This is a genomic window from Citrobacter portucalensis (assembly GCF_023374935.1).
GTDB classification, from domain to species: Bacteria; Pseudomonadota; Gammaproteobacteria; order Enterobacterales; family Enterobacteriaceae; genus Citrobacter; species Citrobacter portucalensis.
This window is the reverse complement of sequence record NZ_CP092466.1, coordinates 977,474-993,286: the sequence shown is the minus strand read 5'-3', so window position 1 is coordinate 993,286 and position 15,813 is coordinate 977,474. Positions and strand designations below refer to the sequence as shown.

Genomic DNA, 15,813 nt, shown 5'->3' with positions numbered 1-15,813 from the left:
ACTAAAACTCCAGACAAACAATGCACCCTAATGGGTGCATTGCCGTTCTAACTTATTTACTTCTTACTTCGCCTGACGCTTCTGATGTTCACTGGCGGCTTTCACAAAGCCGGCAAACAGCGGGTGCCCATCACGTGGCGTGGAAGTAAATTCCGGGTGGAACTGACAGGCCACGAACCACGGATGATTCGGTACCTCAATGATCTCGACCAACTGATCATCACCGGAACGGCCTGCAATACGCAGACCCGCAGCTTCAATCTGTTTCAACAGCATATTGTTGACTTCGTAACGGTGGCGATGGCGTTCAACAATTGTCGGCGCGCCGTACAGCTGACGAACCAGGCTATCGTCGCTCAACTGACACTGCTGCGCGCCAAGGCGCATTGTGCCGCCCAGATCGCTCTTCTCGGTACGGACTTCGACGTTGCCGTCTTCATCGCGCCATTCGGTAATCAGGGCCACCACCGGGTACTTACAGTCTGGCACAAATTCCGTGGAGTTGGCGTTGTCCATACCCACTACGTTACGTGCAAACTCAATCAACGCAACCTGCATACCCAGGCAAATGCCCAGATAAGGAATATTGTTCTCACGCGCAAAGCGCGCCGTCGCGATTTTACCTTCAACACCGCGGTAGCCGAAGCCGCCCGGGATCAGGATTGCATCAAGACCTTTCAGGATCTCAACGCCACGCGTTTCGACATCTTGCGAATCGATCAGCTTGATGTTGACGGTGACACGATTCTTCAGACCACCGTGCTTCAGCGCTTCGATAACTGACTTATAGGCATCCGGCAGTTCAATGTACTTGCCGACCATACCGATAGTCACTTCGCCTGCCGGATTCGCTTCTTCGTAGATAACCTGTTCCCATTCTGACAGATTAGCTTCCGGACAGTTCAAGCTGAATCGTTTACAAATATAATCGTCAAGACCCTGAGATTTCAACAGGCCCGGGATTTTATAGATGGAATCGACATCTTTCAGAGAAATCACCGCTTTTTCCGGAACGTTACAGAACAATGCAATTTTTGCACGTTCATTAGCCGGAACTGCGCGATCGGAGCGGCAAATCAGGATATCTGGCTGAATCCCGATAGAAAGCAGCTCTTTTACAGAGTGCTGAGTCGGTTTAGTTTTGACTTCACCTGCCGCCGCCATGTACGGAACCAGCGTCAGATGCATAAACAGCGTGTGCTCACGGCCAATTTCTACGGCCATCTGGCGAATCGCTTCAAGGAACGGCAGAGATTCGATATCCCCAACGGTTCCGCCGATTTCGACCAGAACAACATCATGACCTTCACCGCCTTCCAGAACGCGCTCTTTAATGGCATTCGTGATGTGCGGGATAACCTGAACTGTTGCGCCCAGGTAGTCGCCACGGCGCTCTTTACGCAGAACGTCGGAGTAGATACGACCCGTAGTGAAGTTGTTGCGGCGGCTCATTTTGGTACGAATGAAACGCTCATAGTGACCCAGGTCCAGGTCGGTTTCAGCGCCGTCTTCGGTAACGAACACTTCCCCGTGTTGGATTGGGCTCATAGTACCTGGATCGACGTTGATGTACGGATCCAGTTTCATCATGGTTACATTGAGGCCACGGGCTTCAAGAATGGCTGCCAGGGAGGCTGCGGCAATGCCTTTTCCCAGAGAGGATACGACCCCGCCGGTCACAAAAATATAGTTCGTTGTCATGCTGGACCTGAGAAGTTAGGGTGAAACGATGGAATTACCAAGACGGGAAAGTAGTATACCCGAACATGACGAGCGCCACAAACTTTCATTATCCCCTCTCCTTCGTTCTTCAAGCCGCACCGGTGTTGGCTTCCTTCACTCACCCCAGTCACATAGCATTTCTATGTTCCTGGAGATTCTTTCAGTCGCCGCCTTGTTGCGACTCGAATAACTCGAAGAGGCAGTATACAAGGTGTTTCATCAACATAACGGGAAGAGAAAATAGCCTCTTTTGGGTAAATGTTTTTGACGTAAATCAAGCGCTTGTTATTTAAAAAATCACACAAATCGCCCTTGACCGACGAAATCCCTTAGAGATCAATTTCCTGCCGTTTTACCTGTTGCCAGACTTCTTCCATAGTTTCCAGATCAACACCAGTCATTTCCAGACCGCGCGAAGCCACAATTCGCTCAACTTCACGAAAACGCCGCTCAAACTTCTCGTTCGCTTTCTGCAATGCGGTCTCTGCTTTAGTGCCTAAATGCCGGGCCATATTAACCGTAGCAAACAGCAGATCGCCCATTTCCTCCTCCAGTTTAGCCTGGTCGACAACAGCCTGCTTAGCCTCAAACATGACTTCGTCGATCTCTTCGTAAACCTTGTCGACAACCGGTCCTAACGTTTTCCAGTCGAAGCCAACATTTGAGCAGCGTTTCTGGATTTTTTGGGCGCGCATTAATGCCGGTAAACTGCGGGGAATATCGTCGAGTGCGGAATGCTGTGCCTTCTGGGCGCGTTCTTCACTTTTGATTTTTTCCCAACGGGTCAAAACCTCAGTACTGTTACTGGCAGAAACATCAGCAAAAACATGTGGATGACGGCGTTCAAGTTTATCGCTTATCGCAGCACAAATATCATCAAAGTTGAAGCGTCCTTCTTCCTGCGCCATCTGGGCGTAAAACACAACCTGGAACAGCAGGTCGCCCAGCTCTCCGCGCAGGTCGTCAAAGTCTTCACGCGCAATCGCGTCCAGCACTTCATAGGTTTCTTCGAGGGTGTAAGGGGCAATAGTGGAGAATGTCTGCTCTTTGTCCCACGGACAGCCGTTCTCCGGGTCGCGCAGGCGCTGCATAATACCGAGCAGTCGGTCGATTTGATTCATTGGAATGTCCTGAAATTTCAATACAGTAGACCGAATAAGGCGACAACCGACATCCGGCAACATAGCAATGCCTGATGGCAACGCTAACGCGTCTTATCAGGCCTACAAGGTTATCCGGCCTACAAAATAATTAATTACCGTGCAAGCGACGTGCGTCGATCACATCCGGTACCTGGTTCAGCTTGCCGAGCACGCGCCCGAGCACCTGCAGGTTATAAATTTCGATGGTCATATCGATGGTGGCCAGCTGTTGTTTGGTATCACTTCGGCTGGCAACGCCCAGCACGTTCACCTTCTCGTTGGCGAGAATCGTAGTGATATCACGTAACAAGCCGCTGCGATCGTTGGCCTGGACGCGAACCACCAGCGAATACCCTGCCGAGTAGCTTTCGCCCCAGACTGCATCAACAATACGTTCCGGCGCATGGGAGCGCAGCTCAGCCAGCTGTTCACAATCCGCCCGGTGCACGGAAATACCGCGTCCCTGGGTAATAAACCCGACAATCTCATCGCCAGGAATCGGCTGGCAGCAGCGGGCGATGTGGTGCATCAGGTTACCTACCCCTTCCACCACCACACGACCGTCGTCTTTACGACGGCTCTGCGGTGCCTGCGTTTTCTGCTGAAGCTGTTTCAGCGCGGCGGCATCCTGTTCGGCAGCACTTGGCTTATTAAACTGCGCCTGCAGGAAGTTCACCATTTGGTTGAGGCGGATGTCTCCTCCGCCAATCGCCGCCAGCAACTCGTCCAGCTCATTGAAGCTGTAGCGCGGTAGCAGGTGTTTTTCCGCCTCTTTCAGGCTGATACCTAAATGCGCCAGCTCATCGTCGAGGATCTGGCGACCAGCAAGGATGTTTTTGTCGCGGTCCTGTTTACGGAACCAGGCGTGGATCTTCGAACGCCCACGACTGGTGGTTACGTAGCCAAGGTTAGGATTCAGCCAGTCGCGGCTTGGGTTTGGCTGTTTCTGGGTGATAATTTCAATTTGATCGCCCATCTGCAGCTGGTAAGTAAACGGTACGATGCGCCCACCAATTTTCGCGCCAATGCAACGATGCCCCACATCGCTATGAATGTGGTAAGCAAAATCGAGCGGCGTGGAGCCCGCAGGTAAGTCTACAACGTCCCCTTTTGGCGTAAAGACGTACACGCGGTCATCAAAGACCTGGCTACGGACTTCATCCAGCATTTCACCGGAATCCGCCATCTCTTCCTGCCAGGCAATCAGCTTACGCAGCCACGCAATGCGATCTTCATGACCAGAACGCGCCGCGCCTGAAGCGGTGCCCTCCTTGTACTTCCAGTGCGCCGCGACGCCCAGTTCGGCATCTTCGTGCATCTGTTTGGTACGGATCTGAATTTCGATGGTTTTCCCGCCCGGCCCCAGTACAACCGTATGGATTGACTGGTAGCCATTGGGTTTCGGATTAGCAACGTAATCATCGAACTCATCCGGCAGATGGCGATAGTGAGTATGTACTATCCCGAGTGCGGCATAGCAGTCCTGTAAACGCTCTGCCACGATACGCACTGCGCGTACATCGAACAGTTCATCGAAGGCTAATTGCTTTTTCTGCATTTTGCGCCAGATGCTGTAGATATGCTTCGGACGTCCATACACTTCGGCTTTGACGCCTTCCGTTTTCATCTCTGAGCGCAAATGACCGACGAACTCATCAATGTAATGTTCCCTGTCGATACGACGTTCATGCAGCAGCTTGGCTATGCGTTTGTATTCAGCCGGGTGCAGATAACGGAAGCAATAATCTTCCAGCTCCCATTTTAATTGCCCGATTCCCAAACGGTTGGCCAGCGGTGCATAGATATTGGTGCACTCTTTTGCCGCCAGAACGCGTTCATCTTCCGGCGCGTCTTTCACTTCACGCAGATGGGCAATCCGCTCTGCCAGCTTGATGACCACACAGCGGAAGTCATCTACCATTGCCAGCAGCATACGGCGGACGTTATCGACCTGCTCGGAAGAAACTGAATCGGTATGCGTGGCTTTAAGCTGGCGTATTGCCGCCATATCACGCACACCGTGGATAAGATGAACAATGGATTTGCCCACGCTCTCGCGCAGGATGTCTTCACTGACCACGTTGGCATCAGCCAGAGGGAACAGCATTGCTGCACGCAGAGTGTCGATATCCATGCTCAACATGGAGAGAATTTCTACCATCTCCACGCCACGCCACAGCAGCAGATCCGCATCCGGATGCCCCTGTGTCTGCTGGAGGCAGTACGCCCAGGTTTCGGCTAAGCGTTCACACGACTGCTGGCTGGAGATCCCCAGACTCGCGATCCATTTCTTTGGATCAAACTCACCAGCTTTATTTATATGTGCACTTCTTACCGCAACCATTGTCCTCTCCTTAAGGGGCCAGGCCTGTCGAAGTCGACAAGCCCTACCCATTGTCTTTCATGCTGCATTACAACCCGAAATCCAATGGGTACAAAATTCATTACAAACGCTCAAACAGGACCATTGATTCCAGGTGTCCAGTGTGCGGAAACATATCGAGCATCGCCAGTCGCCGTATGGCGTATCCAGCGTTGAGCAAAGCATCGCTGTCACGAGCCAGCGTTGCTGGGTTACAGGATACATAAACAACGCGTATAGGTTCTAATTTTATAATATGTTGCATCACACCTGCAGCCCCCGCACGCGCAGGATCAAGCAATACTTTGTCAAATCCGTTTTTCGCCCACGGCTGTCGGGTAACATCTTCCTCAAGGTTTTCATGAAAGAATGTCACATTGTGTAATCCGTTATTCAGCGCGTTTTCTCGGCCTTTTTCCACCAACGCCGGAACACCTTCCACGCCAACCACGCTTGCTGCCCGAGTTGCCAGCGGTAGGGTAAAATTTCCCATTCCACAGAACAGATCGAGTACACGATCTTCAGGTTGCACATCCAGCCATTCCAGCGCACGGGCGACCATTTGTTGGTTTACCCCTTCATTGACCTGAATAAAATCGCGCGGGCTGAAGGTTAACCGTAGTCCATTTGAATCATACCAGGGCGATTCTTCTGATATTGATTCCAGTATCTCGCTTTGCGGGGCCAGAAACAAAGACAGCCCCTGAGAATGCGAAAAGCATTCCAGTTTTTCTTTATCCGCAGCACTCAATGGCGCCGTGTGGCGCAAAATCATCAGGGTTCCGCTTCCCGCCTGTACCAGCTCAACATGGCCTAGATGGCGTAACCCTTGCAGACTTTCCAGACACGCTCTGAGATGGGGCAATAACGCCTCAAGCTGGGGCACCAAAATAGGGCATTGTTTGACATCGATAATGTCGCTGGAACCGGATTTGCGAAACCCCATCTGCAATTTTTGTTCTTTTGGCCGATAGTTCAGACTCAAACGTGCGCGACGACGATAGCCCCACGGGGCATCAGCTATAACATCCGACACCTCACATTTCATTAAACGCGACAACGCCGCGCTTTTGCTACGCTGCTGCAATGAGATGCTGGCATGCTGCTGCTGGCAACCGCCGCACACGCCAAAATGCGGGCAACGTGGCACTTCACGCTGTGGGCTGTCGTTTAAACGTCGTTTTACTTGCGCGCGGGCAAACTGTTTTTTATCTTCGGTAATCACCACCTCGGCGCTTTCCTGGGGTAGCAATTCCGGTATAAACAACGCCTTTCCGTTATGGCGAGCGACGCCCTGACCGAAAGGATCAAGGTCATTGACGGTAACGGTTATGATCTGACGCGTCGTCACGCGTCGTTTTGCAGAGTAGAATTGCGCCATCGACGAGATATTTCTCTATTTAACAGTGTGACCCTAATTGTCCCATAACGGAACTCCATGACCAACTACAGCCTGCGCGCACGCATGATGATTCTGATCCTGGCCCCGACCGTCCTGATAGGTTTGTTGCTCAGTATCTTTTTTGTTGTGCATCGCTATAACGACTTGCAGCGTCAACTGGAAGATGCTGGTGCCAGCATCATTGAACCACTCGCGGTCTCCAGCGAATATGGCATGAACCTGCAAAACAGGGAATCCATCGGCCAGCTTATCAGCGTGCTGCATCGTCGCCATTCCGATATCGTGCGGGCAATTTCTGTTTATGACGAAAATAACCGACTGTTCGTCACCTCTAATTTTCATCTCGATCCGTCTGAAATGCAGTTGGCGACAGGTTCACCGTTTCCCCGGAAGCTGAGCGTCACCCGGCACGGGGATATCATGATCCTGCGAACCCCTATTATATCGGAAAGCTATTCACCGGATGAATCCGCCGTAAGCGACGCCAAAAACACCAAAAATATGCTGGGGTATGTGGCGCTTGAGCTGGACCTTAAGTCCGTTCGATTGCAGCAGTACAAAGAGATCTTTATCTCCAGCGTAATGATGCTGTTTTGTATTGGTATTGCGTTAATTTTCGGCTGGCGTCTGATGCGCGACGTGACCGGCCCGATTCGCAATATGGTGAATACCGTTGACCGAATACGTAGAGGACAGCTCGACAGCCGCGTGGAAGGTTTCATGCTGGGCGAGCTGGATATGCTCAAAAATGGCATCAACTCGATGGCTATGTCTCTCGCTGCTTACCATGAAGAGATGCAGCACAACATCGATCAGGCCACCTCTGACCTGCGCGAAACGCTGGAGCAGATGGAAATCCAGAACGTCGAGCTGGATCTGGCGAAGAAACGCGCCCAGGAAGCGGCACGTATTAAGTCTGAGTTTCTGGCAAACATGTCCCATGAGCTGCGAACACCGCTGAATGGCGTGATTGGCTTCACCCGTCTGACGCTAAAAACCGAGCTCAACACCACACAGCGCGATCACCTGAATACCATTGAACGCTCGGCTAACAATCTGCTGGCCATCATCAATGATGTACTCGACTTCTCCAAACTTGAGGCGGGCAAGCTGATTCTGGAAAGCATTCCGTTCCCGCTGCGCAGCACGCTGGATGACGTCGTTACGCTGTTAGCGCATTCATCCCATGATAAAGGGCTTGAGCTGACGCTGAATATTAAGAATGACGTACCGGACAACGTCATCGGTGACCCGCTGCGTTTACAGCAAGTGATCACCAATCTGGTCGGCAATGCCATCAAATTTACCGAAGGCGGCAACATCGACATTCTGGTCGAGAAGCGAGCCCTCAGTAACACGAAAGTGCAAATTGAAGTGCAAATCCGCGATACCGGGATCGGTATTCCTGAGCGCGATCAATCCCGTCTGTTCCAGGCTTTCCGTCAGGCGGATGCCAGTATTTCCCGGCGTCATGGCGGAACCGGGCTAGGTCTGGTCATTACGCAAAAACTGGTCAACGAAATGGGTGGAGATATCTCCTTCCACAGCCAACCTAATCGGGGTTCCACGTTCTGGTTCCATATCAGCCTCGATCTCAACCCTAACGTGCTTATTGATCGTTCGACAACCCGATGCCTTGCCGGTAAACGACTGGCCTACGTCGAACCTAACGCCACCGCCGCACAATGCACGTTAGATATCTTGAGTGAAACACCGCTGGAGGTGATTTACAGCCCCTCGTTCTCCGGGTTGCCAGCGGAGCACTACGACATTCTGCTGCTCGGCATTCCGGTCACTTTGCGCGAACCACTCACCATGCAGCATGAGCGGCTGGCAAGCGCAGCAGCGATGACCGACTTCTTGTTGCTAGCCTTGCCTTGTCATGCACAAATTAACGCTGAGAAATTGAAACAGGGCGGCGCGGCGGCGTGTCTGTTGAAACCTCTCACCTCAACCCGCTTACTGCCTGCGCTGACAGAGTATTGTCAGCTAAACCACAGCGCGGATCCGCTGCTGTTGGATGAAAGCAAAATTGCGATGACCGTCATGGCGGTAGACGACAACCCGGCGAACCTCAAGCTGATTGGCGCATTGCTGGAAGATAAGGTACAGCACGTCGTGCTGTGTGACAGCGGGCATCAGGCGGTGGATCGCGCCAGACAAATGCCGTTTGACCTGATCCTGATGGATATTCAGATGCCAGACATGGACGGTATTCGTGCCTGCGAACTGATCCACCAGCTTCCTCATCAACAGCAGACACCGGTCATTGCGGTCACCGCACACGCCATGGCCGGGCAGAAAGAGAAGCTGCTCAGCGCCGGGATGAACGATTACCTGGCGAAGCCTATCGAGGAAGATAAGCTGCATAATCTGCTGTTACGTTACAAACCGGGCGCAAGCACATCGCTGCGGGTACTCACCGCAGAACCTCTTGAGCCGGTCGTCAATCCGAACACGACGCTCGACTGGCAACTGGCATTAAGGCAAGCCGCGGGTAAGAACGATTTGGCACGGGATATGCTGCAAATGCTGATCGATTTTCTGCCTGAGGTGCGTAACAAAATCGAAGAGCAACTGGTCGGAGAGAACCCCGAAGGGCTAGTGGATATGATTCACAAGCTGCACGGCAGTTGCGGTTATAGTGGTGTCCCCCGCATGAAAAACCTGTGTCAGCTCATTGAACAACAGCTACGCAGTGGAACCAAGGAAGAAGAGCTGGAGCCTGAGTTTTTAGAGCTTCTGGATGAAATGGACAACGTTGCACGCGAAGCGAAACGGATATTGGGGTGATATTCGCCGGATGCGGCGTAAACGCCTTATCCGGCCTACAGGTTTCACTGTTTACCGTAGAGCCGATAAGCGTCGCGCATCGGGCAGTAAACGCCTTATCCGGCCTACAGGTTTCGCTGTTTGCCGTAGGCCCGATAAGCGTCGCGCATCGGGCAGTAAACGCCTTATCCAGCCTACAGGCTTCGCTGTTTGCCGTAGGCCCGATAAGCGTCGCGCATCGGGCAGTAAACGCCTTATCCGGCCTACAGGTTTCGCTGTTTGCCTTAGGCCCGATAAGCGTCGCACATCGGGCACATCGCCGAATGCGGCTAACAATTCAGCGTAATTGCTGCCCTGCTTTAAGCGTTGCGGCTACGTTTCGCGCCGTCATTCGTACGTTGTCGCTCGCGTTCTTTAGCGCCTCATCCAGGGTACAGATGGTATAGATGACGCTGAAAACCGCATCCAGCCCATGCTCGTGTACGACCCCCACATCGGCCGTCAGGCTACCTGCGATACCGATAACCGGCTTGTTGTAACGCTTTGCGACCTTCGCCACGCCAACCGGAACCTTACCGTGAATGGTCTGACTATCCATGCGCCCTTCACCTGTGACCACTAAATCCGCATCCGCAACGCAGGCATCAAGGTGTAACGCATCGGTCACTATCTCAATACCGCAGCGTAACTGTGCGCCGCAAAACGCATACAGCGCCGCCCCCATACCACCAGCCGCACCACCACCGGCCAGATCCAGCACGTTGACGTCCAGATCGCGGGCAATAAGTCGCGCATAGTGCGTGAGCGCCCGATCCAGGCGGGTAATCATCTCCGGCGTAGCCCCTTTTTGCGGACCAAAAACCGCAGATGCGCCCTCTTTTCCAGTCAACGGGTTGGTCACATCGCAAGCCACTTCAATACGGCACCCGGCAAGACGGCTGTCTAACTGAGAAATATCAATCCGGGACAGAGATTCCAGACCGATTCCGCCTTGCGCAATTTCATTATTTTGCGCATCCAGCAATTTTGCTCCCAGCGCTTGCACCATCCCGGAACCGCCATCATTGGTGGCGCTACCGCCAATCCCAATGATGATATGCTCAACGCCCGCATCCAGCGCATGACGGATTAGCTCCCCGGTTCCCCAGGAGGTGGTTTTCAGCGGATCGCGTAGCCTCGCAGGAACTTGTTCCAGTCCGCTGGCGGCCGCCATTTCGATAAACGCCGAGCGCTCATCACCAGATAAACCATAAAATGCCTGAATTATGTTGCCCAAAGGGCCGGTAACATCAACATGCACAAGGTGACCTTGCGTTGCGGCAACCATCGCTTCGACCGTTCCTTCACCGCCATCTGCAACCGGGATCTTCATGTAATCCGCATCGGGCCAGATCTCACGAAACCCCTGCTCAATAGCCGTTGCCACTTCAAGCGCACTCAAACTTTCCTTATAGGAATCCGGTGCGATTACTATTTTCATAAAGCATCCTTACGCATGTTGACTGTGTTAAGCATACACCAGGAGAAAAACCGCTCACCTTATGGGAGCGGTCCCAGCTCGCTTAGCGTACCATGCACGGACGCTTATTATCAAACGTCCAGTTCGGGATCAGATACTGCATTCCCATCGCATCATCACGCGCCCCCAGTCCATGTTGCTGGTACAGCTCATGCGCTTTCATGACCTGATCCATATCCAGTTCCACGCCCAGACCCGGTTTTGCCGGAACCTGCACCATACCGCCTTTGATTTCAAACGGCTCTTTGGTCAAGCGCTGGTTGCCTTCCTGCCAGATCCAGTGGGTGTCGATAGCGGTAATTTTGCCCGGAGCCGCCGCCGCGACATGCGTAAACATCGCCAGCGAAATATCAAAGTGGTTGTTAGAGTGCGATCCCCAGGTCAGCCCGAACTCATGGCACATCTGCGCCACACGGACAGAACCCTGCATAGTCCAGAAGTGCGGGTCCGCCAGCGGGATATCCACAGACTGTAACGACAGCGTATGCCCCATCTGACGCCAGTCGGTGGCGATCATATTGGTGGCGGTCGGCAGACCGGTGGCGCGGCGGAACTCCGCCATCACTTCACGACCGGAGAAACCCTGCTCGGCACCGCACGGATCTTCCGCATAGGCCAGAGACCCCTTCAGATATTTGCCGATCTTAATCGCTTCATTTAGCGACCACGCGCCGTTCGGATCCAGCGTGACGCGGGCCTGCGGGAAGCGCTTCGCCAGCGCAACGATAGATTCTGCTTCCTCTTCCCCGGCCAGCACGCCGCCTTTCAGTTTAAAGTCGTTGAAACCATACTTCTCATACGCGGCTTCCGCCAGGCGCACTACCGCATCCGGGGTCATCGCTTCTTCATGACGCAGACGATACCAGTCGCATTTCTCATCCGGCTGACTCTGGTACGGCAGCGGCGTTGCCTTACGGTTACCCACGAAGAACAGATAACCCAACATTTCAACTTCGCTACGCTGCTGGCCATCCCCCAGCAAAGAGGCGACGTTTACGCCCAGATGCTGACCTAACAGATCCAACATCGCCGCTTCGATCCCTGTAACCACATGAATAGTGGTACGTAAATCGAAGGTCTGCAAACCGCGACCGCCCGCATCACGATCGGCAAAAGTATTGCGTACTGCATTCAGCACATTTTTGTATTCACCTAACGTTTTGCCTACCACCAGCGGGATCGCATCTTCCAGCGTTTTGCGGATTTTTTCGCCGCCGGGAATTTCACCCACGCCGGTATGACCGGAGTTATCTTTAATAATCACAATATTGCGCGTGAAGAATGGAGCATGTGCGCCGCTCAGGTTCATCAGCATGCTGTCATGACCCGCAACCGGAATAACCTGCATAGAGGTAACCAATGGGGTAGAAAATTGTGCGCTCATAATTAAGTCCTTATTCAAAATTAGTGGCGGCCGAAAACGGGACGTTTACGGTCAAAAGTCCATCCGGGGAGCAGATACTGCATTGGGCCTGCGTCATTACGCGCGCCACCGGGCAGCGCCTTATAGGCTTCATGTGCTTTCTGTACCTGATCCCAGTCCAGTTCCACGCCCAGACCGGGCGCATCGGGTACCGCAATTTTTCCGTTTTTAATCTCCAGCGGATTTTTGGTCAGGCGGCAATCGCCCTCCTGCCAGATCCAGTGGGTATCAATAGCCGTTGGATTACCCGGTGCAGCCGCACCAACGTGGGTGAACATCGCCAGGGAAATATCAAAATGATTGTTAGAATGGCAGCCCCAGGTCAGGCCCCAGTCGTCGCATAACTGTGCCACGCGTACCGCGCCAGAAAGGGTCCAGAAGTGCGGATCGGCCAGCGGAATATCTACTGAATTCAGCATCACCGCATGGCCCATTTCACGCCAGTTGGTGGCGATCATGTTCGTTGCGACCGGCAGCCCGGTAGCACGGCGGAACTCGGCCATCACTTCACGGCCAGAAAAACCCTGTTCAGCGCCGCATGGATCTTCGGCGTAGGTCAGAACATCGTTCAGCCCTTTACACAGGGAGATGGCTTCATCCAGCAGCCAGGCACCGTTGGGATCAACCGTAATACGCGCATCCGGGAAGCATTTTTTCAGCGCACGAGCGGTGTCGATTTCCTGCTCGCCAGGCAGTACACCACCTTTGAGTTTGAAATCTTTAAAGCCGTAGCGATCCTGCGAAGCCTGAGCCAGACGTACCACAGCCTCACTGTTCATCGCTTGCTGATGACGCAGGTGATACCACTCATGGTTTCCCGGCGTACTTTCCAGATACGGTAAATCGGTCTTTGTGCGATCGCCCACGTAGAACAGATAGCCGAGTACGGTGACCGCATCGCGCTGCTTGCCCGGCCCTAACAGTTCACAAACCGGCACGTTCAGCGCCTTACCCAGCAGGTCGAGCAATGCGGCTTCCAGCGCCGCTACCGCATTGACCCGTAGTTCAAAGGTCCAGGCGCCTTTGCCAAAGGTGTCAAAATCAGCGGCCTGATTGCCTTTATGCACCTGCTGCACCACCTTATTCAGGCGCGCCACTTCCTGGCCCAACACCTGCGGAATCGCATCCACCAGCGTCTGATAAATCACTTCGCCACCTGGCGCTTCACCGACACCGGTGTTTCCGGCATTATCGGTGAGCACCACAATATTACGAGTAAAGTATGCGTTATGCGCGCCGCCAATATTGAGCAGCATGCTGTCATGACCGGCCACCGGGATGACCTTCATATCGGTAATAACGGGACTCGATTGTGTTGTCATCATCATTGTCCTGCGACAGGTTTCAGTTCGATACGTTTAATATCGCCCACCAGCACCAGATAGCTCACCACCGCAATCAGCGCATGTACCCCGACGTAAATCAACGCGCCGTTAAACGAGCCGGTAGTCCCGACGATGTAGCCGATAGCAATTGGCGTGACGATGCCGGAGATGTTGCCAAACATGTTGAACAAACCGCCGCTCAGACCGCTGATCTCTTTAGGTGCGGTATCAGCCATCACTGCCCATCCCAGCGCACCGATACCTTTGCCGAAGAAGGCCAGCGCCATAAAGCCGATGATCATCCACTCCACATTGACGTAGTTACAGAACACCATCACCATCGACAGCAGCATACCGAGTACGATTGGCGTTTTACGGGCGATATTCAGCGAACCGGTACGGCGCATCAGCCAGTCGGAAATAATGCCGCCGAGCACGCCGCCGGCGAATCCGCAAATGGCCGGAACCGAAGCAACAAAGCCAGCTTTCAAAATCGACATACCGCGAGCCTGCACCAGATAAACCGGGAACCAGGTGATAAAGAAGTAGGTCAGCGCGTTAATGCAGTATTGGCCGATGTAAATCCCGATCATCATCCGTGAACCCAGCAGCTGTTTGATTTGCCCCCACTTCACGCTAAACGGCACTTTGGTTTTGGCTGCCGCCTGATCCATGTTGATCAGCGCCCCACCTTCGGCAATGTAATCCAGCTCTTTTTGGTTTACGCCCGGGTGCTGGTTCGGTTCATGAATCACCTTCAGCCAGACGAAGCTGATAACAATCCCAAGACCGCCCATAAAGAAGAACACGTGCGACCAACCCACTTCGTGGGTCAGCCAACCCATGATTGGCGCGAAGATAACGGTGGCAAAGTATTGCGCAGAGTTAAAGATAGCGACCGCCGTGCCCCTTTCCTGTGCCGGGAACCACGCCGCCACAATACGACTGTTGCCGGGGAAGGAGGGCGCTTCAGCTAAACCGACGAGGAAACGCAGGGTAAACAGCGCAACGATAATGCCGAAACCACTGAAGATATCGACAAAACCCTGCAGCAGGGTAAACATGGACCAAATAAAGATGGACCAGAAATAAACGCGTTTTGAACCAAAGCGGTCGAGCAACCAGCCGCCGGGGATCTGGCCGATAACATAGGCCCATGAGAAAGCGGAGAATACATACCCCATCCCTACCGCATCCAGACCAATGTCTTTGGCCATCTCCGAACCGGCGATGGATAAGGTGGCGCGATCGCCGTAGTTGAAGGATGTGACGATAAACAGCATCACCACTATCCAGTAGCGAGCGTTAGTGCGTTTTTCCGCGCTGCTCGCCGCCTGACTTAATGAACTCATTGTTGCACTCCTGAATCCTGGCTTTCGCCAGTTCATTCTGTACAGCACCTGTAGGGTGATCAGAATGAGAGGTTAGTGTGTGGCAGTGTTGGTACAGCTCAGGGCCGTTTTATTCTGACTCGCTGCCATTCCGGGAACTGACGGGAAAAGTATATGAAGGAGTGCCACTGACCCTCACCGTGCATGAACACAACATTAGGGAGGCAGTGAGAAGTTGTTTGGGGCATAAGCCCAAAGTAGTGGAAGTTAGTTCACGTAATTGGGGTTTTATTGCCGGGTAGCGGCTTCGCCTGGCCCGGCTTGCGGTTCAAAGGAGGGTTGCATGCCCGTACGAGCGAGGGAGTTATTTAAGCAAGGTTCCCCAGTTTTCTACCCAGGGATTGGATTCGCTTTCCGGTTCAGGATGCTCGCTGGCATCAATCAGCAGCATTTCTCCTACACGGTGGGCGCTTTGTTCCTGCAACAGCGCATCGAACTGCTTGCCGCCATTGCAGAAATTAACGTAGCTACTGTCGCCCAGCCCAATTACCCCGTAATGCAGATTTGGCTGGAAACCGAGATTATCTTTGATCCCCTGAAACAGCGGCACGATGCTATCCGGCAGATCGCCCTGCCCGGTCGTGGAAGTCACCACCAGTACATATTTATCCTGATATGCCTGCCAGTCGCTAAGCTCCGGATCTTCGAACACCGTAGCTTTATGACCCTGCGCCGTCAAAATAGCTTCGGCCTCTTCGGCAACCAGCAGCGCGTTTCCGTACATCGTGCCGACAAAAATTCCAATTTCCGCCATA

General features: G+C 53.2%; 10 protein-coding genes. 1 reads left to right on the top strand and 9 read right to left on the bottom strand.

Annotated features, from left to right (window positions below; genetic code table 11):
* Positions 1–63 precede the first annotated feature (63 nt).
* The 4 genes from pyrG to rlmD all read right to left on the bottom strand — a co-directional run bounded on the left by pyrG (position 64) and on the right by rlmD (position 6,607).
* On the bottom strand, positions 64–1,701 hold the full coding sequence (gene pyrG / locus LY264_RS04745; RefSeq protein ID WP_003034127.1) for a glutamine hydrolyzing CTP synthase: 1,638 nt from the start codon (positions 1,699–1,701) through the stop codon (positions 64–66).
* Between the two features lie 350 nt (positions 1,702–2,051).
* Entirely contained in the window at positions 2,052–2,843 is a 792-nt protein-coding gene (gene mazG / locus LY264_RS04740) for a nucleoside triphosphate pyrophosphohydrolase (RefSeq protein ID WP_003825693.1), read from the bottom strand.
* Between the two features lie 130 nt (positions 2,844–2,973).
* Positions 2,974–5,208 (bottom strand): GTP diphosphokinase, encoded by a 2,235-nt coding sequence (gene relA / locus LY264_RS04735; RefSeq protein ID WP_003825690.1) that lies wholly within the window; start codon positions 5,206–5,208, stop codon positions 2,974–2,976.
* A gap of 100 nt (positions 5,209–5,308) precedes the next feature.
* Positions 5,309–6,607, bottom strand: coding sequence for a 23S rRNA (uracil(1939)-C(5))-methyltransferase RlmD (gene rlmD / locus LY264_RS04730; protein ID WP_008785684.1), 1,299 nt, complete (start codon positions 6,605–6,607; stop codon positions 5,309–5,311).
* A gap of 57 nt (positions 6,608–6,664) precedes the next feature.
* Here rlmD and barA point away from each other — a divergent pair, with 57 nt between their 5' ends.
* Positions 6,665–9,421, top strand: coding sequence for a two-component sensor histidine kinase BarA (barA, locus tag LY264_RS04725; protein WP_048225336.1), 2,757 nt, complete (start codon positions 6,665–6,667; stop codon positions 9,419–9,421).
* A gap of 316 nt (positions 9,422–9,737) precedes the next feature.
* On the opposite strand, the gene LY264_RS04720 is transcribed toward barA, so the two are convergent.
* From LY264_RS04720 to LY264_RS04700, 5 genes are all read right to left on the bottom strand, one after another.
* A complete protein-coding gene (locus LY264_RS04720; RefSeq protein ID WP_048225339.1) occupies positions 9,738–10,880 on the bottom strand; it encodes a glycerate kinase in 1,143 nt (380 codons plus the stop codon).
* A gap of 82 nt (positions 10,881–10,962) precedes the next feature.
* Complete coding sequence (gene gudD / locus LY264_RS04715) at positions 10,963–12,303, bottom strand: glucarate dehydratase (protein WP_003034111.1); 1,341 nt, start codon at positions 12,301–12,303, stop codon at positions 10,963–10,965.
* 20 nt (positions 12,304–12,323) lie between these two features.
* Positions 12,324–13,664, bottom strand: a complete 1,341-nt coding sequence (locus LY264_RS04710) for an enolase C-terminal domain-like protein (RefSeq protein ID WP_048225342.1) — start codon at positions 13,662–13,664, stop codon at positions 12,324–12,326.
* Positions 13,665–13,666: 2 nt separating this feature from the next.
* Entirely contained in the window at positions 13,667–15,019 is a 1,353-nt protein-coding gene (gudP, locus tag LY264_RS04705; RefSeq protein WP_048225345.1) for a galactarate/glucarate/glycerate transporter GudP, read from the bottom strand.
* A 343-nt stretch (positions 15,020–15,362) separates the two neighbouring features.
* Positions 15,363–15,812 carry a flavodoxin gene (locus LY264_RS04700; RefSeq protein WP_003825676.1) on the bottom strand — a complete coding sequence of 150 codons (450 nt, stop codon included), beginning with the start codon at positions 15,810–15,812 and terminating at the stop codon, positions 15,363–15,365.
* Between the last annotated feature and the right edge of the window lies 1 nt (position 15,813).